A 21,306-nucleotide genomic window follows, 5' to 3' on the forward strand; every position below is an offset into this window, starting at 1 on the left:
AACTCCCCCTTTTATATCTCTTTGATGGTTCGTTCTATCAAGACTATATCAGCGGCCTCCAACTCATATAGCTGGTACAACAAGTCATCGGTCCATACCTCGGAGAAGTTCGGGATCGGCAGAAACTCGAACATTGCCTTCGTTATGTTCTGGGTTAGCAGGATCGATGACACCAAGAATCGAGCAAACCGAGTGCGAAGGTAGGATACGGCACTTTCTGCTTCAAGCTTGCTGTCAAAAGGTCCAACGATGAGGTACGACTCAGTTGCCACTGATCCGGGCGGCATTACTTCGATGCGTGAGAAAACGCGTTTCATTCCATCTTTGTCGGTTTGCCCGGCGTGCTCGCTCGAGGTCTTCGACAGCAAGACCTTCCATCGGCCTGCCAATTCCAGGCCCTTGGGGACCAGTTCTCGGGAGATGCGGCCGTCCCCCGAGCTCGCATAGAGAATGAGGTCGCCTACGGCAGTTGCCTGATGCGCCGCATCGAGACCAAATGGACGCCTACTCGAAACCAATGTGGAAAACTTCGTCGGATTCAAGGCATTTACGCGTTGAACAATCTCAAGCATTCTGTTGTCACGGATGAAAATCTCATGGCTGTCAAGACGACGCGTGGCACTATAAGTTACGCCATTCTCGATCGTCTGCACTAGGCAATCACCTTCGTTGTCCCGATCCCAAAGCAGGTAACATACTCCGCCTGCAATATCTACACCCGTGAAGACCTCGCGTGAGTTCGGGTAGTCCACAATATTACGGAGGCGCCTGTCCCCAAGCATGTCCCTCCTGAAGCCATCAAGGCCCTTTCCCCCTGCGAACCACCGAGATGGGATGATCATCATCATGAAGCGGGGGTCTACCCCCTTCGCGGCCTCGACGAACTGGTTGTAGATGGGCTTCGCGCTTGTCCCAGCTCCGCCGCCATCACTTAGTTGGTAGGGCGGGTTGCCGATGATGACGTCGAACTGCATGTTGTCTCCGAAAATCTCTGCGACACGGACTTTAGGGTCGTCGGTATGGATAAAGGCGTAGGCGTGGGTCTCGAGTGAGCTGCCACGCGCGTAGCTGTCCTCACTTGCTCCGCAGAAGAGGCATTTGCGGTTGGTATAAACCACCAGTTCCTCAAGAGTTAAGGGATCGACATAGAACTCGCGTTTACCACCAGACCACGTGTGTTCAGTGCGCTCGAACCAGATGTTGCCATCTTCGTTAGTAAAAGACTTTGCAATTGAGTGTGAACCATTAGCCACTTTCGAGCAGTAAACACTTCTCCGCGCCAACAGTGCTGTCAACTGGGTGATCCCTATGCCGAAAACTTGACGAGTGAGGATGTGGTCGACGCGCTCCTCACGGTTGGGAAACGTTGAAATGAGCCCTTCTGTAAGCCGTCGGACTATCTCGCGGAGAAAGACGCCGGACTTGGTTGACGGATCCAGGAACGTCGCATCAGGGTCGGCCCAGATATCCGCGCCGTCGTTAGCCGCTGCCCACGCTGCTGCAAGTGTGTCGAGCATCTGGTTCGCAAACTCGGGCGGCGTGAAGACCTCATCATTGGACAGGTTTGCAATGCAGGTGAGGACATCGGGGTTGTATATGCGGCGGGTGAACGATGCACGTGTCATTCGGCCACACTCGCGATCTGCCGAACGGTCATCACCGGGTATGTACGGGCGGGAACAAATAGATCGTCGTTTTGGAGTTCACCGAGCAGGGTTCCGTCGAAGGATGCACGCTGCGTGAGATTGTCATAACGGAAGTCGCGTCTCTGGAACTTGCCTTTGCCGAGATAACCCCACTCAGGGAAGGTGATAGGTTTTCCACTCGGAACTGTCATTGACAATGCATCGCCTTGGACAATATTCACTGCCACAACGGCTCGTGCTGCCCGGGCCCACTCATCTTCGCTATCGATGGTCAGGTATATTTTGAAGACGTCTAGGAGGTTAGCGCGGCATTCTTCAGCGTTGTCGCGGAGTAGCTCGATACCGTAGGTACACATCAGTGCGAACAAAGCGTAGTGGCGTTTCTCAAAATCACTTCGCCCGTGCCGAAGGCGAACGGTTGCGAGCTTCCTTGCCAAGAGCGGTACCAGGAAGTTCCCGGAGCCACAGGCGGGCTCGAGCACACGAGAGTCGATGCGCTCCGATTCATGCTTGACGAGATCAAGCATGTCCTCGACCATCCATCTGGGCGTGAACACTTCGCCGTGGTCTGCAACCCGCTGTTTGGACTTCACGAGGCGTTTTGGCTCAATCACACTGGCCCTCTCAAGAATTACTCCTGCATCAAGTCGATCATGCCATTATACCGAGGAGGGCTAACGTTCACTTCTCAGCCACGAAAACAGGAAGACGTCAAAATTTGGACTACGAATTCATCTGAGTCAGCCGAGGAGAAATACCCGCTCCGCTCGCATTCCCACCAATCCATACGGGTTGGTCTCCAACAAGATCGTTTGGCCACATAAGTGGCTCCGGTCAGAACTGCTTATTCCAAGCCACTACCCCAGAATCGCCAACAAAGCCGTCTGTCTCGATCAGGGCACCAGCGGAGCTGGTGCCTTGCTGCGACGAAGCGCAGCCGGACAGTCCGCGGCCTCGACCTCGGTCTTTTTCATCCACCCGTGCGATGTCACCTATCCGTGCAGCAGAGATTTGCGACAGGAAAAAGTCCGCCGATGGGGGCAGCGGACCATCACCGGTTACGTTACAACAGACCTAATTATGCTAGCGAGTGGCGAAAACCGTTAGTCCTTTGTCTACGGCGAGACCTTCTCCGCGGCTGCTGACTGAGCCCACCTCGCGTCAACGGGACTTTGCTGGGCCACGCCGGCGGCAGTAGCGAACACGTCCATTAACATCGGCCGATGCAGCTTCCTGGTGATCGCGATCGGCCTTTCCCCGTTGTGCTCCACGTAGTCAGCTCGCCCAGGGCACGTGTAGGGAACCGCCAGGCCGGTCTCGTCATCCGCCGTTTCTCTGGTGACGAGCACCCTCGAACCACGCGAAGCCCGAACAAGGTAGCGCCGCCCCGTCGGACGTGGGGGACGTTGCATTCTGCAACCCCCAATCGAATAGCTCAGGACTGATCGCGGAGTCTTCGTACATCATGGTCGCCGAGTGCTTCTTGTCGTCCTTGTCAGGGTGATAAATCAGGCATCTGTGGCAGTCGCAGGACACCATGCAACGCCCTCGCGGTGCTGCACGTTCTTGCCACGTTCCAGCGAACCGTACTGCAACGCCGCCAAAAACCTCCTCGCGCCGGTACGTGGCATACGACACCAGCGGAATGTGCTGCAGCCCCGCACCGAGGCTCTTCGCTGCATGTCTGGACGCCGCCACTCCCAGCCTCACCACCTGACGGATCTCGCGGCACACAAACCGGTAGCCGCTCAGGTGCTCCAGGCCGTCGGCGTAAGTTCTAAACCCGCCGCCGTCATCACAGAACGTGTAGAACAGCATGCAATGCAAAACCTGCTCGCGGATGTCGAGCTCCCCGTAGCGGGTGCGTCTTGGTGCCTAGATGTTGTCCAGCACCACCTGCTACGCCACTCGGTCCAGCACCATCTGCGAGCCGGACGGCAGGTACGGGAACTCGTCCTTGACGGCCTTCTCCAGCTCCTTGCGATCGTAGGCGGTCAGTTCCCGCTAGCGCCAGTGGAAGCGGAACTCTCGGCCCTGCTGGCCGATGAAGTCGAGTATCGTCAGCACCGCTTTGCCCTCGGCACGGCGCCGCCCGCGTACCAGCAGCTGCAGGAAGACCGTGGCACTGGTGATTTCCGAGGCTAGATCAGAGACCCCGAATCATTCGAGTGCTCCGCGAGGCTCCACGTTCTGGTCCTTAACGATGACCGCGTCGCCACTCCTTTTGGGGTCGGTTAGCCCCTAGTAAGCACGGGCAGGACTTAGGGCGCGTCTTCGCCGACCAGCGCGAGCAGATCCTCCGAAGTCAACTGTTGCTCCGGGTCTGCCCGTCCGTCCGGAATGGACACTCCCTCGGATCGGAGCACTTCTACGGGATCGCGGTCATCTTCTGAGTCGCCCCAACGGAACTCGTGTGCGACGCTTCCGTCCCAGGTGAGTACTCGATAAGCGTTCGTGCACCGGTCGCAGCCTGAAAGATGCCGTGCCATTGCTTGCGCACCTGTGCCAATTGCCTCGGCGAGGGCGTTGTAGCTCGTCCAGCGGCCTGCGGGCAGGGCACCCAGAATCGCATGCGCCTGAGACCAATCGAACCGTCTGGAGTCGACGAAGCGCTCCCGGTATTCGGCGAGGACAGGTTCGCCGAGCTCGGGGCGAGCCCAGATCGTGACTGCTTGGGCCGCCAGCGCCCGTGCGCGCTGTTCAATACTCGCGGCATTCCATTCGTCGCGCTGGCCGATACCTTGGTTGAGACGGAGCGGGCTGTCCCTGAATCCGGCCGCCATGTCCCGCTTCTCAAGGAATGGCCGGTCGGAGTATTCCGGGTTGTAGCCAGTGAGCGTCAGGTTCCCAAGCGTGTGCAGGTAGCGGTCATGCACAGCCTCCCAGTCGGCACCGAGCGCCTGCTGCCAGGCACGCGTGGCGTTCTGCGGCATGATGTGCTCGATTGTGTATTCAGCAATCGAAACCTCCTCTTTCCGGCCGTGGTTCTCCATGGTGCGAAAGAAGTACCCGCGACGCTTCAGGTGGTACATGTCCGTCATCTTAAGTGCCTCCTCGAACTCCTCGTCCGGCGGGAACCGACGATAATCCGGCAGCGTCAGGAGCCGGCTGCAGACGCTTTCCACGTAGCGCTCGGCGTCGATCGCGGTGGCGAGCGTTGCAAACGTCTTGTTCAGGCTGTTCGTAGGGATCCTGCAAACCGCGCGACGAAACAGATAGGCGATGATTGTGTCCAGAATCCTGCTGAAGTCCGGACCAGCGAGGGCGCCAGCGGCATAATCGGCGTACAAGCGAAGTTGGAAGGGGTAAGCCACGGATGCCAGTTGGTCGAGCTCGCGGAATCTCCTGGCCAAGGCCGGATTGCGCTCGGCATCGAGCGCCATCGCGGCGAACCAATGCGCATGGCGGCTCAGGTCGACCACCAGGTCATCGCGCGTCGTCCCTTCCTCTTCCTGCTCGGAAGCGTAGGACTTGAAGGCGTCGTAGATCTCGTCGAGGCGGGGAATTGACAGGGTCTTTACTGTAAGGAAGTGGCGTACGAATTCGTCGAAGCGGCCCTCGTTGCTTCCCTGGAACTCTCGCTCCATCGGGAACCAATAGTCCTCGTAGAGGCGCTCCTGGCGCGTGGGCGGTAGATCCATCAAGACGAAGTTCCGGATCAGGTCAGCCTGCGAGAGCCTCTTGCCGGTGGCATTCATGGATTCAAATACGAGTTGCGGATCGTCGGCGCCCCGGGTCAGCTTCACGTCAACTACAACGAGCTTGGACAGGCCACGGCAAACGTTGATGAGCCTGTCGGTTGTGGCAGCGCGCAGCAGATCGACGAAGTACGTGTAGTTGGCAATCACCCGCGAGTCAGTCGGAGGAAACGGTGCCCTCCGGACGACTGCCTTCAGCGCGTCCTTGTCGCGTTGGGACAGGATCAGCTTAAAATACTCGTCACCCGACTCGTACGGGTTCGTCAGGTACAGCCCGCGAATCTTCTGTGGCGCGAAGCCGGCTACCGGCTCGCGATCCTCGTGAGGGAGTTCGTCAAGACGTGATGCGAGAGCAGCCAACAGAAGCGTTACGGTCGTGACGCGCTGCTGGCCGTCGATAATCAAGTCGGGTTCACGGGAGGTTCGGGTACCCTGGTCCTTCTCGATGTAGACAATCGAACCGGTGAAGTGGTTATTGAAATTGTCTCGATCACCGGCACGAACGATGTCCTGCCAGAGCTGCTGGCACTCTGGCTCGCCCCATGAGTAGACGCGCTGATAGATCGGAACAACGAAACGCTCGCTCTTCTTCAACAGCTCCAGCAGGTTGGCGTCTACGGCTTTCACGCGAGTCCCCTTCGATACCTATGACAATTACCTGAGGCCCAACAACCGTCGCTTCAGACCTACCGCGGTCGAGCTAGGACAGTCGAGCGCTGCGCAACTGGGAACGCATCCATGCTGAGACCGCGGGACCAGAATACCGCCCGCCTTGCGGCAGATCTTGCATCCGCTTATATCGACGCGTACTTCAGACATCGTCAATGAAACGGCACCCAGCGGTGATCAGCTTGCCCGGCACGGGATGTGCCTCAACGGAGAATGCTCAAATTCCTTCACCCAATAAGAGCTTTAGCCACTTCGCGGGACATTTGTACCGGGCCATCCCGCACAATCGCCCGTCCGAGGCACCTCGCGTCAGTGGCATTTTAGTGTGCCACCGCTGCGGCAGTAGTGAATACGTCTGCCGGCATTGGCCGGTGCAGCTTCCATGTAATGGAAATTGGTTTCTCGCCAACGTGTTGAACGTAGTCCGCCTGGCCGAGGCAGGTGTACGGCACGGTCAGGCCAGTCTCGTCTTCCGAGGTGTCCCGCGTGAAGATCAGGATCTTCGAACCGTGCGCGCCCCGGTTGAGGTAGCGCTTGCCCGTAGGGCTTCCGGATGAGGTCGCGTTCTGCGATTCCCAGTGGAACAGCTCCGGGCTGATGGCGTAGTCCTTGTACATGGTGGTGGCCGAATGCTTCTTGTCATCCTTATCGAGCGTGACGAAAAAGGCGTCGGTGGACGTCGCCGGGCACCAGGCCACGCCCTCCCGGTGCTGAACGTTCTTGCCGAGCTCCAGCGAACCGTATTGCAGGGCGGCAAGGATTTCCTCGCGCCGGTACGTCGCGTGCGAAAGCAGCGGAACGTGCTGCAGCCCCGCACCGAGGCCCTTGGCGGCGTGCTTGGAAGCGGTCACGCCGAGCTTCACGACCTGGCGGATCTCGCTGCAGACAAACTGGTAGCCGCGCAGGTAGTCCAGACCGGCGTCGTACGACTGGAAGCCGCCGCCGTCGTCCCAGAGCGTGTAGAAGAGCATGCGGGCGAACGTCTGCTCGCGCATTCCGAGCTCCGAGTAGCGGGGCGCGTCGGCGCCGACGAGCCTCGAGTACGCCTCGGCACGTTCCGGGTCATCCACGTGGATCAGCGCGGCCATCCGGCCGAGGAGCTTCTTCTCGTCGGCATCGGAGAGCTCCCGGATTCTTCCACTGAGGACCGTCTCCAACGGCGAGTACCCTTCGATCAGCCCGGCCTGGCGGAGGTAGCCGGTCCACGAATCCTTAGTGGACCGGTAGATCGACTTCACGTCGTTCCCGGACCGCTCCAGATAAGCCTCCAGTTCTGTCTCTGCGTAGGAGGCGATGTCCCGGACCAGCTGGGCGCGGCTGAACCGCAACTGGGCCTTGATGTTGTCCAACACGACTTTCTGCGCCACCCGGTCCAGCACGATCTGCGAGCCCGACGGCAGGTACGGGAACTCGTCCTCAACAGCCTTCTCCAACTCCTTGCGCCCGTACCCGGTGAGCGCCCGGTAGCGCAGGTCAAAGCGGAACTCACGGCGCTGCTGGCCGATGAAGTCCATGACGGTCAGCACCGCCTTTCCCTCGGCGCGGCGCAGTCCGCGTCCCAGCTGCTGCAGGAAGATCGTGGCGCTCTGCGTCGGCCGGAGCATCAGGATGGTGTCCACTTGCGGCAGGTCCAGGCCTTCGTTGAAGAGGTCGACGGCGAAGATGCAGTTGATCTCGCGTGCGGCGAGACGTTTCAGCGCCGCCGCGCGGTCGGCGTCGTCGGTGCTGCCGTCGACGGCGACGGAGGCGATGCCGGCGCGGTTGAAGACCTCGGCCATGTAGTGGGCGTGCTGGACCGAGACGCAGAAGCCGATGGCTCGCATCTGGTCCGTGCTGGTGACCTTGTCCCGGAGTTCGCGGATCACCTTGGCGGCGCGGGCGTCGTTGCCGGTGTAGAGGTTGTTCAGCTGCGCGGTGTCATAGTTGCCGCGCTTCCATTCCAGCTGGCTGAGGTCGACGTCGTCCGAGACGCCAAAGTAGTGGAACGGCACCAAAAGGTCGGCGTCCAGCGCGTCCCAGAGACGCAGTTCGCTGGCCGTGCGGCCGTCGAAGAACTGCTTAGCGACGTCGACCCCGTCGCCGCGTTCCGGCGTCGCGGTCAGGCCGAGGAGCTGTTGCGGCTGCAGGTAATCCAGCAGCCGGCGGTAGGTGGGCGCCATGGCGTGGTGGAACTCATCGATGACGACGACGTCGAAGAAGTCCGGTTCCAGCTGCTCAATGCCGAGGGACGAGAGCGACTGGACCGAGGCAAAGATGTGCTTCCACTGCCGTGGTTTGTGCTCTCCGACGTAGAGTTCGCCGAAGGCGCCGTCCTGCATCACGTCGCGGTAGGTGCGCATGGCCTGCTTGAGGATTTCCTGGCGGTGCGCGACAAAGAGCAGCTTCAGGTCCTTGCCGGCCGCTTCGCAGAGGCGCTTGTAGTCCAGGGCGGCGATGACGGTCTTGCCGGTGCCGGTCGCGGCGACCAGGAGGTTGTGGTTGAAGCCCTTGAGCCGCTCGGCCTCCAGGTCCTCGAGCATCTCCTCCTGGTGGAGGAAAGGCTGGAGCTCGAGGCCGGTGGCCGCTCCCGGGACTGCCGTCCGCAGGCCGCCGTTGCGTTCCAGTGCAGCGTCCAGCTTTTCGCCGTCGCGTTCGGGATCGTAGCTTTGGAAGGCGCGCTGTTCCCAGTAGCTGTCGAAGGTGACCTCGAACTTTTGCAGCAGTGTGGGCGTGCCGACGGAGCTGAGCCGGACGTTCCATTCCAGGCCGTCCAGCAGGGCTGCCTGGCTGAGGTTGGAGCTGCCGACGTAGGCAGTGTCGAAGCCGGAGTTGCGGCGGAACAGCCAGGCTTTGGCGTGTAGGCGGGTGGCCTGGGTTTCGTAGTTGATCTTCACCTCGGCGCCGTATCGGTTGACGAGTTCGTCGATCGCGCGGCGTTCTGTGGCGCCCATGTAGGTGGTGGTGATGACGCGGAGTTTGGCACCGCGCTCCTTGAGTTGCGCGAGGGCGGGTTCGAGGAGCCTGAGTCCGGTCCACCGGACGAAGGCGCAGAGCAGGTCGACGGTGTTGGCCGATTCGATCTCCGTCCTGAGTTCCGCGGCGAGGTTTGGATCGTCCTTGCTGTTGGTAAGCAGGGCGGAGTCGCTCAGCTTGGTGGTGGGGCGGCGGAGATTGCGGCGCTTGAGGCTGTCCGGGCGGTGGAGGGACTGCAGTTGAGTGGGGCCGGGGGCGATGCGGTCTCCGGTGTTCAGTTCCTGGAGAAGCTTGTTGGCGAGGGCGACGCGGTCGTTGGGTTTGGCCGCGGCCAAGGCCCGCCGGACGGCGTCTGCTACGTGGCGGGAGAGGATGTCCGGGGAGTCTTCGTCTTTTATGTCTGCGAACACCGGTTGGAGTTCTCGCTCTTGTCTCAGATGGTCGCCGAGGGCATCCGTATTCAGAAGTTCATACAAGCCCTCGGGCAACTGCTCCGCCGCCACTCCCCCAATGTAATTAGTCACTGCGCCAGGTTACTTCAAGAGGAGTGGCATTCTCTTGAGCGGTGCAACGTACTCTGACAGCCCGACTGACAAAATATCCTGTGGATTTCGCTACCATTCAACAATGAAAGCAGCACATGGGGATCATGAATGGACGATGCCGGAGCCCTGCGAAAACGCCTGGACAGCCGCTCCATCATCTCCCGGAGTCTATAAATGGTTCCTTCAGGGCAATCTCCCGCTAAATTTCAACTGGCCTCCGGCGCTGGCACCTATCAGACAAGGTGACTTAATCTACATCGGACGGGCGACCTCCCTACGCACGCGCGCGAAGCATCACAAACTCCTCACGTCCACGTCAACCCTCCGGAGGGCGCTCGCATCGCTGATGGGCATGCAAGCCGAATGGCGAGGAAAGTCGGCGCATCCGGGACTCATCCAAGACCATGAGGCGCGGCTAACAAGTTGGATGACCAATAACCTGACTATGTCCTTTGTGACTATCGATTCAGTGTCACTCGTGGGAGACGCAGAGAAGTCGCTACGCGCTTCGCTGAAACCCCCACTGAATCGGGACGGGTTGACAGCGGAACAGCGGCACACCAGTAGCACGGCGGCTGCGATGCAAAGCAGCGCCATAGGTGAACGGCGTTCGGATTCCGGCGCTTCCGCAAAAAACGCCGAACGTGGCGCTTCACCGGTCAGTGCGACTACTGCAACCGCAAAAGTGGACGCTATAACCGAGCGAATGGTCTTGACAAAGAAACTCTATGAGGAAGGTTGGACACGGTCGCAGATTGCCGAGCGAGTGGGGGTGCACCCGAGCACGATTGGGGACTACATCGCCAAATTGCGGTATCGCGGAGAGATCGGCCCCGGTCGATCTCGAATTCGCTGAGAGTCGCTTGCCGCGGAGTGAATACAGCGGGCGGCCAGCCCTTCGAGCTTATTTCCCCGATCTGTGGCCGCGCTCTGGACGGCGACGGCGTTGGAACCCGGCCCCGCCGGCGAGTTCACCGCGGAAGCGTGGCGTGGCGTGGGTCAGACTCCTTGGTCAGTTGGTTAGTAACCGCTCATGGACCCAAGGAGGGACCGGCCATTGGCGGGATCGACCCAATACCTCTGAACGGGCGCGAAGGCTTCATTGGCAAAGGCCAGGTATGCTAGCGGCTCACGCATGTCAGCATCATTTGCCTGCCCATCGCTCATTAGGGCTTGTCCTGCTTCTAGGGTGTCTTTCAAAACTGGTACAAGCTTGAGAAGACTCACCAGCGGTGACTTAGTCACTCGACGGACGCGAGACTCGCTCAAGTAGGCACCGACCTGCGCTGCGCGCTCTCGTACCTCTTCCACTAGCTCGTCCACGACCCGAGTGTGGCGGATTGGATCGTCGATGTCCGCCAGGAGCTGAACCCTTCGCTCCATTTCGCGCCGAAATTTCGGCAGAAGATCACCGTGGCGGCGTCGGAAACGCAGGAGGTCGTCTACGTCCATGGGATGTTCCGGGACGGGTAGGACGCTCTCCAGGACCACAGATCGTATCTCTGCGAGCTGCAACTCGCCCTCTGACCGTAACCGTACTCTGCCCACTTCTCCACTGCGGTCCAACGGCGTCAAACCCGACAAGAGTGCGTTGGCCGACGACGGCTCGTCAGTGACTGGAATCCATCGTTCATGCTGAGGAAGACCCGTTCGGCTCCATCCCTCAGGGTTTCGACCGCTAGAGCCGACGTTTTCGCAAAGGCTCAAAGCGAGGGCTGCCATGAACTCAGCGGCGGACGCGACCTCTACCAATGCCCATTGGTGGCTTTCGAGACGAGCAAGGCCGTGCCGTGCCAGCGAGTTGAGTCCTAGCTCATAAACCATCAGTTTGTCGACATGAATTCGGGTAAATTTCCCATTGTTGAAGTCGCGTTGACGCTTCTCAAGCTCCAGTGGATCCTGAAACCTGAGAAATGACTCGAAATGTGCCGCAAAATTTGGGCCTGCTTCACTCGGAGAAACCTGGTAGACGAGTTCATTTTGTATCAGTTCCCGGGTAGTGCCATCGTGAAGGTCCGGGTTATTAATGAAGTTCTGCGGCGTGATCGTGGCTACAGAGTCCCAATAGAGTAAGGTCCGAGTCCACCAAGCAGTACGGGGGACTCCGATGTAGGGGAAGTAGAGAGCGCCTTGCATGACGGTAAGACTACGCTGCTTGAGAGCAATACCGGGACAAATACATGTGCGATCGTTGCCTATTGTGATTCCTAACGACAGCTGTGCAACTGTTACGCCTGCTAGCACGAGTCACTGCCTCGAGAGGAAATGGGACGGCCGGCAATTCGAATCCGTAGCAGTCTCTCGACCTAAGTAGTCATGCGAGGCCTATTGGGCAGGCCTCTCCGCCCCTCGCACTCCCACTCACCTCAGGCACCATACGGTTATCGCTGCGGTTTCCAAATCCCAGCGCCTAATCTTCACCGCCGACACAAACAGTTGAGCCCGTTCGAAGAAACCGCACTGACCCTGGCCGTCGCCATCTTCAGCGCTCAAACGCTGGACCAGAACGGCTGGCTGCAGCCTAACAACGCTGCATGGGTGCTGCGGGGCGGACTCATATCGGTTGCGCTATCACGTATGGCTGTTCTCCAGCCTGAGAAGGACCATAGGTGATAGCGCATCATGCACGTGGGTGGCGCCGTCGTGCCTACGACCGCTGGGCGATGTTGAGGATGTTGCCTTCGCTGTCCAGGAACCAGGCGGCCTTCCCCCAGGATGCGGTGGCCACGCCGTTCTCCGTCTTCAGGCCGGGAAAGTCGTACTCTTCGAAGACGACTCCGCGGCCCCGCAGCTCCTCCATCTCGGCTTCCAGGTTGTCCGTTTCCCAGCCCATCTGGGTGTTCTTGGCTGTGCCCGCGTTGTCCGTCTGGTACACGAGGAAGCGGGTTCCCTGGCCGCAGCTGTACATCAGGCTGCCCTCCTCCATTGATTCGGAGGGTTCGATGCCCAGCTTGTCCCGGTAGAAATCCTTCGCCCTGTTGATGTCCTTCGCGGGCAGGACGGCCATGATGTTTGAATCCCCAAGCATGATGATTCCCTTCAGTGCGTCAACGACGGCGCTGGCGTTGCTCCCCCCCGGTGTCGGTCTCCGGAACCCTCGTCCGGAGACTGTGACCGCCCCTCGCGCCGAACCGGGACGGCCACCTGGGACTCGTCAACGCCGCGCCACCCATCACCCGCGCAAGCGGTCCCCGAAGCTTATGGGGCCATTATGGACCGGCGGACCCTGCGGAAACAGAGGGCGCTGGCCGGCGGCCGCCCCCTACCGCCCGGGTGCTGCGGAATCAGCCCCGCCCGTGGCAGAGTACCGGCATGGCAGCTTTCGATCAGTCCAGCGACCTCCAGGGCGCACACTTCACCGACGTGAACTAGCGGGGCGCCCGGTTCATCCGGTCCGACCTGTCCGGCGCGGTGATGCGCGCGGTGGACGCGGCCGGGGCGGACATCGATGCACCGTGGCTGGCCGAGGCCGGGAACACCCTGCGCGTCAACGGCGTCGACGTCGTCCCTTTTGTCGAGGCGGAACTCAACCGCCGCTTTCCTGGCCGCGCCCAACGGCGCGCCGGCGACCCGGATGGTCTTCGTGCCGCCTGGGCCGTGTTGGAGCAGACCTGGGCCGCAACCCTCGAGCGGGTCGCGGCGATGCCGGGCGGATCGGTCGACATCTCGGTGGACGGCGAGTGGTCGTTCGCCCAGACCCTGCGTCACCTGGTCATGGCCACGGACACGTGGCTTCGGAAAGCAATCCTGGAGATCGACGAGCCGTACCATCCGATCGGCCAACCCAACACCGAGTACGAGACCGACGGTTACGACCCGGCCGTTTTCGCGAGTGTTCCGCCGTCCTATGCCGAGGTGCTTGAGGTCCGAGCGCAGCGGGCGGCCATGGTGCGCGACTACCTAGCCGCTGTCACCGCGGCGGATCTGGCCTCGACCCGCCGGAACCCATGGGCCCCCGGCCAACCGGTGACCGTTCGCTCCTGCCTGCACACCATCCTCAACGAGGAATGGGAGCACCACCGCTACGCCGTCCGCGACCTGGAGGTCATTCAGGCGGGATTCGCCGGCTAAGAGGCATCGGCGTCGGCCGCCCCGGGGGCGGGTTCGCGGCCGGTCACCGTCTTGATGATGGTCCAGCCGACGGCGGTGATCGGAACGGCCAGCAGGGCCCCGATGACACCGGCGAGCATGGTCCCGGCGGCCAGGGCCAGCAGGATGGCGAGGCCGTGGATGGACAGTACCTTGCCCATCAGGACCGGCTGCAGGAAGTGGTGTTCGAGCTGGTTCACGCCGACGACCACCGCGAGCACGATGAGGGCCGAAACCGGGCCGTTGGAGATCAGTGCCACGGCTACGGCCAGCGTCCCGGCGGCGGTGGAGCCGACGATCGGGATGAATCCGCCGATGAAGACGAAGACGCCGAGGGGCAATGCGAGCGGGACACCCAGGATCGCGAGGGCAACCCCGACGATGAGCCCATTGGAGGCCGCGACGAGCGCGGTACCGCGGACATAGCCGCCCAGGACGACAGCGGACCGGTCTGCGGCAAGATGCGCGGTGGCGCGGTGGGCGGCAGGCAGGAAGCCGATGAGGAAGTCCCGGATCTTGGCGCCATCTTTGAGCAGGAAGAACAAGGTGACAGCCATGAGGATCATGGCCACCAGGATTTCCCCGACGGTCCGCGCCCCGGTGAGCGCCTCGGAGCCGAAGGAACTGGAGGTGAAGAACTTCTGCACGGATTCACGTGTTGTGTTGATCTGCTCGTCGCTGACCGGGATGGGGCCGGTGTTCAGGAAGGTGTGCAGCTGGTCGACGCCGGCCACGGCCTTTTGGCTCAGTTCCTTCCACTGGCTGCGGACCAGGAACACGATGCCCGTGACGATGCCGCCGAACACGGCAACGATCGCAAGGAACGAGGCAGCGACGGCCAGGGCGCGCGGGAAACCGTGCCCGGCGAGCCAGCGGACCAGTGGCGCGATAGCCGCAGCGAGGATCACGGCGATGGTGGCGGGAATGATGACCAGCGGAACCCGGGTGAGGGTCCACAAAACGGCCCAGGCAAAGGCGGCCACAGCAAGGACCTGGAGGGACCGGATGCTGGCACGGCCGAGGCTGTCGGTCCAGATCGACGGCAGCCCGGCGCGGGTATCAGGCATGGGTTGTCCTCTTTCGCTTGGCGCTGCGGGGCGGCCGTCGCCGCACCGTAATCGGCCCTCCGATCATATGTGCGGAGCCTGGATGGCAGGGCCCCCGGCAGCTCAAGGCACAATGGAAACCATGCCCCTGACAACCTTTGCCCTCGTCCGCCATGGCCAGACCGACTGGAATGCGCAGCGCCGGCTGCAGGGTTCCACCGACATTCCGCTGAACGACGTCGGCCGCGGCCAGGCGCGCGACGCCGTCGCCGTCCTGGCATCGTACGAGTGGGACGCGATCGTTTCTTCGCCGCTGAGTCGTGCGGCGGAGACCGCCGAGCTGATCGCGGCCGGGCTGGGGCTCAGCGTGGCCCGGCTTGTTCCTGGGCTCACCGAGCGCTCCTTCGGCCCCGCCGAGGGTCTGCAGGACGGCCCCGAGCTGGACGCCCTGCGCATCCCCGGTGGATTCCGCGGCGCCGAAAGCGAGGACGACGCCGCCGACCGCGGGCTCGGCGCACTGGAAGCGCTGGCGGAAGAGTTCCGCGGCGGCCGCGTCCTGGTGGTCGCGCACGGCTCCCTGCTCCGGGTGAGCCTCAGCCGCGTGGTAGGCCGCCCACTGCCGAGCATCGAGAATGCCGCGCTCAACCTGGCCCACCACCACGCCGTCGACGGCTGGCAGCTCGAGTACTTCAACGGCGAACGGCTGACAGCGGACGTCAGCGTCTGACCCTAAACGCCGGCCAGCAGGTTTCCTTCTTTGCAGCTGCGGTTGAGCGCAAGCGTGATCGAGCTCTGGGGTCCCTATCGTGACGGCGTGTTTCAACGGGCTGGCCGCTACAACTGGACGCTGGCACTTCTTCCCGAAAACCACTTAGAAGCCATTTTCCATTGCCCCATTTAAATGTCGCATACTGCGTGTAACATTTCGCTTTGCGGGTATCTTCGCCCGCGACGCTATTGGGGGAAGCGAAGATGCCTGTAACTGTTGTCCGGAGCTACGCACCGCTTCTGCGGCCCACGTTCCAGACCGGTCTCCCTCAATGTGCGTCCATCACCGCACCCACTCCGCACGCATTACATCGCACGTCGGTCAGGTGTCCTATGAAAGGACTCTCATGAGCCAATACCCCAATCTCGCCCCCTATCCGCCGGTCCCCGGCTATGGTCAGGCGCAGCAGAGCAGCAAATCGTTCCTGGTGACATGGCTGCTTTCCCTCCTCCTCGGTGTTCTCGGCATAGACCGTTTCTACCTGGGCAAGATCGGAACCGGCATCCTCAAGCTTGTCACGATCGGCGGTCTGGGCATCTGGGCCCTGATCGACCTCATCCTGGTGCTGGCGAACAAGACCCGCGACAAGCAGGGGCTTCCGCTGGAGGGTTACGACAAGCACAAGAAGATTGCCCTGATCGTCACCGCCGTTTTCATCCTCCTGAGTATCGTCGTGAACTCCGCGCGCGCCGCGTCCTCCCCAGTGTCTGCCTCGTCCGTTTCCACTACGAAAAACTCCGCGGCTACCGCGGCTGCTGTCCCTGTCGAAACCGCCACACTGGACCCCGCCGCAGCAAAGGCAAAGGCCGATGCTGACGCCAAGGCCAAAGCGGACGCGGACGCTAAGGCCAAGGCAGACGCTGACGCCGCAGCCGCTGCTGCCAAAGCCAAGGCCGAAGCCGATGCAGCGGCCAAGGCAAAGGCTGAGGCTGAAGCCGCTGCCAAGAAGGGGACGGTTAGCCAGCAGAACGCTCTGCGGAAAGCTGGCAGCTACCTCAGTTTCGCGGGCTTCTCCCGCACGGGCCTAATCGGGCAGTTGGAGTTCGAGAAGTTCTCAACCGCGGACGCGACGTGGGCTGTGGACCACGTCACTGTCGACTGGAACCAGCAGGCAGCGAAGAAGGGTAAGAGCTACCTGGACATGACGTCCTTCTCGCACAGTGGGCTGGTAGACCAACTGATCTTCGAGGGTTTCACCCCGGAACAGGCCGAGTACGGCACGAGTCAGAACGGCCTCTAGCGCTTCGACGCTACGGAATCTTGAACAAAAGAAAATGGGAACAATGAAAAAAGAACTAGCTCTGACGGGCTTGCTGTGTCTTGCCTTGTCAGGATGCGCAGGAGCTAATACGCCCAAGGCTGCTCCGGCCGTCACCGAGACCGTCACGGTCACGCAGACGGCCACCGCAACGGCTACGGCTACGGCTACCGCTACCGTGCCAGCAGAAGCCGCGGCTCCAGTTAGCGCAGCGCCTGCCGCAGCCGTACCCGCCGCGCCCGCTCCGCTCAAGACGGCCGTAATTCCAGCCGTAGTTCCAGGCATGAACGCTCAGGCACTCGACGACGACCTGACTGCTTTGGGGTTCAAGAACGTTATTTACAACGCCGATACAGGCAAGACTGTCCTCTTGCTGCGCAACTGGACCGTGACCGGGATCGATAACCCTGGGGTCGAGCAGGCCGTCAGCAAAGCCGTTGTCGTTCACGTAACCAAGTAGCCTTGCGGCTGGTGCAGATGGCTGCCCTCAGCGATCTGCACCAGCCGTTCATGGGCCTCTGCCGGTTTCGGCTTGCCCACCACGAAAGCGGCTGACTGCCTCCCGCCGAATTCTCGGCGAACTACTTCTCGGCTACGCCCGCCCGGCCACCCGCTCCCCCAGCAGCGGCGCGAAGAACGCGGCGAGCTCCGCCGTCGCCGTCAGCGGCAGCACGGTGGCAACATACTGGTCCGGGCGGACCACCACCACGACGCCGCGGCGGTCCAGGCCGCGCTGTTCGAAGATGTCCGCCCGCGGATCCGCGGCGTAGACCTTCTCGAGGTAGTCCAGCTGGAACGGACCCACCTGCGGCTTGAACACCGCCGGGACCGCGCCGATGTCCACGCTGGTGTGGTCCTGCTGGTAGATGACCTTGAGGTCGAACCACGCGTCGCGGTCCAAGCCCTCGGGCGTGGCGGCCAACGGCGAGTCCGGCGCGGTTGCCAGCCAGTCGGCCAGGTCCGTGGTGGGTGACGGCCCACCGGCCGCGGCAGCATCCGCGAAGACGTAGATCCGCCACCGGCCGTCGGCCGTGGCCTGGTGTCCGAGGTGCAGCGGGTTGGTGTCGCAGACCCGCACTACCGGCGCGGACTTGAAGCGCTTGCCGATGGGGAACCCGGTGGCCAGCTCCTGGTGCTCCGGCTCGCCGATCAGCATGGATGGGGCGTACTGGGTCATAAAGCCGGCGGGGAACTCGGCAGTGCTGACGTAGAAGTCCTCGAGCTGGGAGGGGCTGTCGAATTCCTCCGGCTTCTTCGCCATCAGCGTCGACCATTCCTTGTCGAAGTCGATGAGGTTCTTCGCGACCACCTGCCGTTCGGCCGAGTAGGTGGCCAGCAGGCTCTCCGGGCTCCGGCCCTCCAGCACATGCCCGAGCTTCCAGCCGATGTTGAAGCCGTCCTGCATGGAGACGTTCATGCCCTGGCCGGCCTTGGCACTGTGGGTGTGGCAGGCGTCGCCGGTGATGAACACCCGCGGGGTGCGGGTGCCGCGGTCCTCCGGCAGGACGTCGTCGAACCGGTCGGTCAGGCGGTGGCCCACCTCGTAGACGCTGTGCCAGGCGACGTTGCGGACGTCGAGCGTGTAGGGGTGGATGATGGCGTTGGCCTTGGCGATGATCTGCTCGATGCTGGTGCTGCGCACCGCGCCGGCGTCGGTCTCCGGGACCACGCCCAGGTCCACGTACATCCGGAACAAGTGGCCGCCCTCGCGCGGGATCAGCAGGATGCTGCCGCCGCTGCCCGAGGTGATGGCGCATTTGGTCCGGATGTCCGGGAAGTCGGTGTTGGCCAGCACGTCCATCACGCCCCAGGCGTGGTTGGCCTTGTCGCCGGCCATGGTGCAGCCGATCGAGTCCCGCACCTTGCTCCGGGCGCCGTCCGCGCCCACGACGTATTTGGCCCGGACGGTGCGCTCGGCGCCGGCGTCGGGTCCGGAGGTGTGCGCGAGCGTCACGGTGACGGGGTACTCCCCCTCGCCGACTTCCAGGGCCTTGAATTCGTAGCCGTAGTCCGGCGTCATCCGGGTGGGGGCGTTGGCCATAACCTCGGCGAAGTAGTCCAGGACGCGGGCCTGGTTGACGATCAGGTGCGGGAACTCGCTGATTCCTGCCGGGTCATCGAGGGTGCGGGCGGCGCGGACAATGCGGGACGGATCCTTGGGGTCCGGCTTCCAGAACGCCATCTCGGTGATGCGGTACGCCTCGGCGATGATCCGCTCGGCGAAGCCGAAGGCCTGGAACGTCTCCACGCTGCGGGCCTGGATGCCGTCCGCCTGTCCGATGGCGAGCCGGCCGGGCCGGCGCTCCACGATCCGCGTGGTGACGCCGGGGAACTGGGAGAGCTGGGCGGCCGCGACCATGCCGGCGGGGCCGGTGCCGACAATCAGGACGTCGACGACGTCGGGAAGTTCCGCGGGCCGGTCAAGGCCGACACCGGCGGCCGGCTGAACCCGCGGGTCCCCGGATACGTAACCGTGGTGGTGGAAATGCACGGGCTGTCCTCACTTCTTTGTAGGGTTGGCTGCCGTCGTGTGTTCGATAATAGAACTTCTTGTTCGATTATCGAATCGCTGCTTTGACTATAGGCGTCGCGTGAGGGTGCGGGCAACTTTTCTGTGGTTCCGCTCACACACTGGACCCGGCTCTTCCACGCGTCAAGGTGTCACGGGAGGCGAAGGCGTAACGACGTCGACGGCCTCCCGGCGTCGAAGGAGCGGCCTACGCCGTCCGGCGCTCCCGCCACAGCAGCGACACCACAAACACCACGGCGCCGAGGCCCAGCATGACAAAGACCATCAGCCCCCAGTTCGCCTGGGTCACGCCGGTGCCGTAGAAGATGCCGATCAGCACGGTCGCGGTGATCGCGCCCAGGTAGCGGCAGGTCTGGTAGATCCCGGCCGCCACCCCCCGCTCCTCCAGCCGGGTGGACAGGTACATGCCCTGGCTCGAGGCGATGCTGACCACGCAATAAGGCACGCCCAGTAGCGCCGTCATCGCCAGCACCAGCGGAGCGGCCAGCGATGCGGTCAGCAGCCACATGGTGCCCGACGCCGCGATTAGCAGTACGACGCCGGCGATCAGCACCCGCCGCACGCCGAACCGGTCGATGGCGCGGACCGCGAAGGGTGTCCCGACCACCGAGATGGCGGCGAGCGGCAGCATCAGCAGGCCCACGATGCCCGGGTCGTACCCGCCGGCGGTCTGCAGCAGCTGCGGCAGGCCGAAGAACGCGAAGTAGTAAACGCCGTTGAACAGCGCGAAGCCCAGGTAGACCAGCAGCAGCGGCCGGTTGCGGCCGAGCAGCCGCAGGTCCAGGAAGGGCGGGCTGAAGCGCAGCTCCCGCAGGGCGAACAGCGCTGCGAGCAGCAAGCCTGCGCCGAGCAGCCACCACCGGTAGGCCGGCAGCACGTTGAGCAGCGCCATCATCACCAGCACGAGGGCGCAGATGAACGCGCCGATGCCGGGCAGGTCCGAGTCGCGCAGCAATTCCGACACCCGGCCGCGTTCGCGTTCCTTGTCCGCCGGGGCGAACCGCCGGACCACCAGGATCGCCGCCAGGGCGAGCGGGACGTTGATCAGGAACAGCGCCTCCCAGCCCACCAGGCTCACCAGCAGGCCGCCCACCACCGGCCCGACGGCGGCCGCCGAGGTGTTGGCCATCTGGATCCGGCCCAGCGGCCGGGTGGAATTGACGTTCGCCTGCCGCGCCAGTGCCGCCACCATCACCACGGCGCTGGGGTAGGCCGTCGCGGTCCCGAGGGCCATAAATGCCCGCGCCACACAGAGCAGCGCGAAGTTCGGCGCGAACGGGGCCAGGGCACACGTCACCGCCACGAGTGCCATGCCCAGCAGGAACAACCGGCGCGGGCCGAAGCGGTCCGCCAGCCGTCCCATCAACGGCTGGCCGGCCGCGGAGGTGAGATAGAAGGACGTGACCACCCAGGTGACCGTGGCGACGTCGAGCGCGAAATCCGCGCGCAAGACCACCAGCGCGACGGCGATCATCGAGGAGTTCAGCGGGTTCAGCGCCGTGCCGAGGCTGAGTCCTGCGATGGCGACGCCGGTCCGGGAAGAGTTGCTCACGGCAACAGTCTGTCCTACGGCGGTGGCCCGGACCGAACCCGTGGCCAGCCCCGGGCGGGTTGGCGCGTCACACAGCAGGCCGGCGGCAGCCCGTTATTGCCCCGGCGCCCGGTACGACGGCGTCTTCTTGACGGCCTCGTCGATGTCCTCGACCGACATCAGCGGCTTCAGGCGCACGTTGACGCTGCCGGTGGAATTGATCATCAGCGAGAGAGCCGCGGCGTCGGCGTCGCTCGGGGCCTCGAGGACGCCCAGGACGTCGGTGTCCCCGAAGGCGTAATAGAAACACTCGAGGGTTCCGCCAACGGACTTGAGCGCGTCCACCAGGGCGTCGCGGCGCTTGCTGCCGCCCTCGCGCATGAGTCCCTTGATTCCTTCGCCCAGGTAATTGGCTTCAAACAGATATTTGCTCATGGTCTTTCCTGTCCCGTGATTCCAGGACGCAGGCATCCGGGGGTGGGCATGGCACCCCCATGAGGGAGGATCCTGGAGCCGGTCCCCGGAATGGGGCCGCCGAACCACAGCGTAGGCCCACACCTGCGCACTGACAAC

At 62.7% G+C, this 21,306-nt stretch carries 16 protein-coding genes; 5 read left to right on the forward strand and 11 right to left on the reverse strand.

All coding sequences use genetic code 11. The annotated features are described in order from the left end of the window. Window positions 1-11: 11 nt before the first annotated feature. The 5 genes from AC6I9V_RS04600 to AC6I9V_RS04620 all read right to left on the reverse strand — a co-directional run bounded on the left by AC6I9V_RS04600 (window position 12) and on the right by AC6I9V_RS04620 (window position 9,489). Complete coding sequence (locus tag AC6I9V_RS04600) at window positions 12-1,625, reverse strand: Eco57I restriction-modification methylase domain-containing protein (RefSeq protein WP_497898517.1); 1,614 nt, start codon at window positions 1,623-1,625, stop codon at window positions 12-14. Further along, window positions 1,622-2,260 (reverse strand): N-6 DNA methylase, encoded by a 639-nt coding sequence (locus AC6I9V_RS04605; protein ID WP_497898518.1) that lies wholly within the window; start codon window positions 2,258-2,260, stop codon window positions 1,622-1,624. The genes AC6I9V_RS04600 and AC6I9V_RS04605 overlap by 4 nt, the downstream gene beginning before the upstream one ends. Before the next feature lie 706 nt (window positions 2,261-2,966). Next, window positions 2,967-3,464 (reverse strand): hypothetical protein, encoded by a 498-nt coding sequence (locus tag AC6I9V_RS04610; RefSeq protein WP_497898519.1) that lies wholly within the window; start codon window positions 3,462-3,464, stop codon window positions 2,967-2,969. Between the two features lie 443 nt (window positions 3,465-3,907). Next, complete coding sequence (locus tag AC6I9V_RS04615) at window positions 3,908-5,971, reverse strand: GmrSD restriction endonuclease domain-containing protein (RefSeq protein WP_497898520.1); 2,064 nt, start codon at window positions 5,969-5,971, stop codon at window positions 3,908-3,910. Between the two features lie 362 nt (window positions 5,972-6,333). Continuing rightward, entirely contained in the window at window positions 6,334-9,489 is a 3,156-nt protein-coding gene (locus AC6I9V_RS04620) for a DEAD/DEAH box helicase (RefSeq protein ID WP_497898521.1), read from the reverse strand. A gap of 136 nt (window positions 9,490-9,625) precedes the next feature. Here AC6I9V_RS04620 and AC6I9V_RS04625 point away from each other — a divergent pair, with 136 nt between their 5' ends. Then, window positions 9,626-10,366, forward strand: a complete 741-nt coding sequence (locus tag AC6I9V_RS04625; RefSeq protein ID WP_497900254.1) for a GIY-YIG nuclease family protein — start codon at window positions 9,626-9,628, stop codon at window positions 10,364-10,366. Window positions 10,367-10,530: 164 nt separating this feature from the next. On the opposite strand, the gene AC6I9V_RS04630 is transcribed toward AC6I9V_RS04625, so the two are convergent. Together AC6I9V_RS04630 and AC6I9V_RS04635 are read right to left on the reverse strand one after the other, a co-directional pair. Then, the gene (locus tag AC6I9V_RS04630) at window positions 10,531-11,646 is read right to left on the reverse strand and encodes a hypothetical protein (protein ID WP_497898522.1); all 1,116 of its coding nucleotides are present in this window, start codon (window positions 11,644-11,646) and stop codon (window positions 10,531-10,533) included. A gap of 511 nt (window positions 11,647-12,157) precedes the next feature. Further along, window positions 12,158-12,538: a VOC family protein gene (locus AC6I9V_RS04635; RefSeq protein ID WP_497898523.1), complete on the reverse strand. Its 381-nt coding sequence runs from the start codon at window positions 12,536-12,538 to the stop codon at window positions 12,158-12,160. 386 nt (window positions 12,539-12,924) lie between these two features. Here AC6I9V_RS04635 and AC6I9V_RS04640 point away from each other — a divergent pair, with 386 nt between their 5' ends. Beyond that, window positions 12,925-13,581, forward strand: coding sequence for a DinB family protein (locus tag AC6I9V_RS04640; protein ID WP_497898524.1), 657 nt, complete (start codon window positions 12,925-12,927; stop codon window positions 13,579-13,581). Here AC6I9V_RS04640 and AC6I9V_RS04645 read toward each other — a convergent pair. Continuing rightward, entirely contained in the window at window positions 13,578-14,666 is a 1,089-nt protein-coding gene (locus tag AC6I9V_RS04645) for an AI-2E family transporter (RefSeq protein WP_497898525.1), read from the reverse strand. The genes AC6I9V_RS04640 and AC6I9V_RS04645 overlap by 4 nt on opposite strands. A 121-nt stretch (window positions 14,667-14,787) precedes the next feature. Here AC6I9V_RS04645 and AC6I9V_RS04650 point away from each other — a divergent pair, with 121 nt between their 5' ends. The 3 genes from AC6I9V_RS04650 to AC6I9V_RS04660 all read left to right on the forward strand — a co-directional run bounded on the left by AC6I9V_RS04650 (window position 14,788) and on the right by AC6I9V_RS04660 (window position 17,132). Further along, on the forward strand, window positions 14,788-15,372 hold the full coding sequence (locus tag AC6I9V_RS04650) for a histidine phosphatase family protein (protein ID WP_497898526.1): 585 nt from the start codon (window positions 14,788-14,790) through the stop codon (window positions 15,370-15,372). Window positions 15,373-15,760: 388 nt separating this feature from the next. Next, on the forward strand, window positions 15,761-16,654 hold the full coding sequence (locus AC6I9V_RS04655; RefSeq protein WP_497898527.1) for an Ltp family lipoprotein: 894 nt from the start codon (window positions 15,761-15,763) through the stop codon (window positions 16,652-16,654). 43 nt (window positions 16,655-16,697) lie between these two features. After that, window positions 16,698-17,132, forward strand: coding sequence for a hypothetical protein (locus AC6I9V_RS04660; protein ID WP_497898528.1), 435 nt, complete (start codon window positions 16,698-16,700; stop codon window positions 17,130-17,132). 132 nt (window positions 17,133-17,264) lie between these two features. Here the strand turns inward: AC6I9V_RS04660 and AC6I9V_RS04665 are convergent, their stop codons facing one another. The 3 genes from AC6I9V_RS04665 to AC6I9V_RS04675 form a co-directional block, all read right to left on the reverse strand. After that, on the reverse strand, window positions 17,265-19,163 hold the full coding sequence (locus AC6I9V_RS04665) for an FAD-binding monooxygenase (RefSeq protein ID WP_497898529.1): 1,899 nt from the start codon (window positions 19,161-19,163) through the stop codon (window positions 17,265-17,267). A 226-nt stretch (window positions 19,164-19,389) separates the two neighbouring features. Then, entirely contained in the window at window positions 19,390-20,754 is a 1,365-nt protein-coding gene (locus AC6I9V_RS04670) for an MFS transporter (RefSeq protein WP_497898530.1), read from the reverse strand. A 93-nt stretch (window positions 20,755-20,847) separates the two neighbouring features. After that, window positions 20,848-21,168, reverse strand: coding sequence for a GYD domain-containing protein (locus AC6I9V_RS04675; RefSeq protein WP_349413129.1), 321 nt, complete (start codon window positions 21,166-21,168; stop codon window positions 20,848-20,850). Window positions 21,169-21,306: the final 138 nt, after the last annotated feature.

This window comes from Arthrobacter sp. SlRoot2-15 (assembly GCF_059739345.1).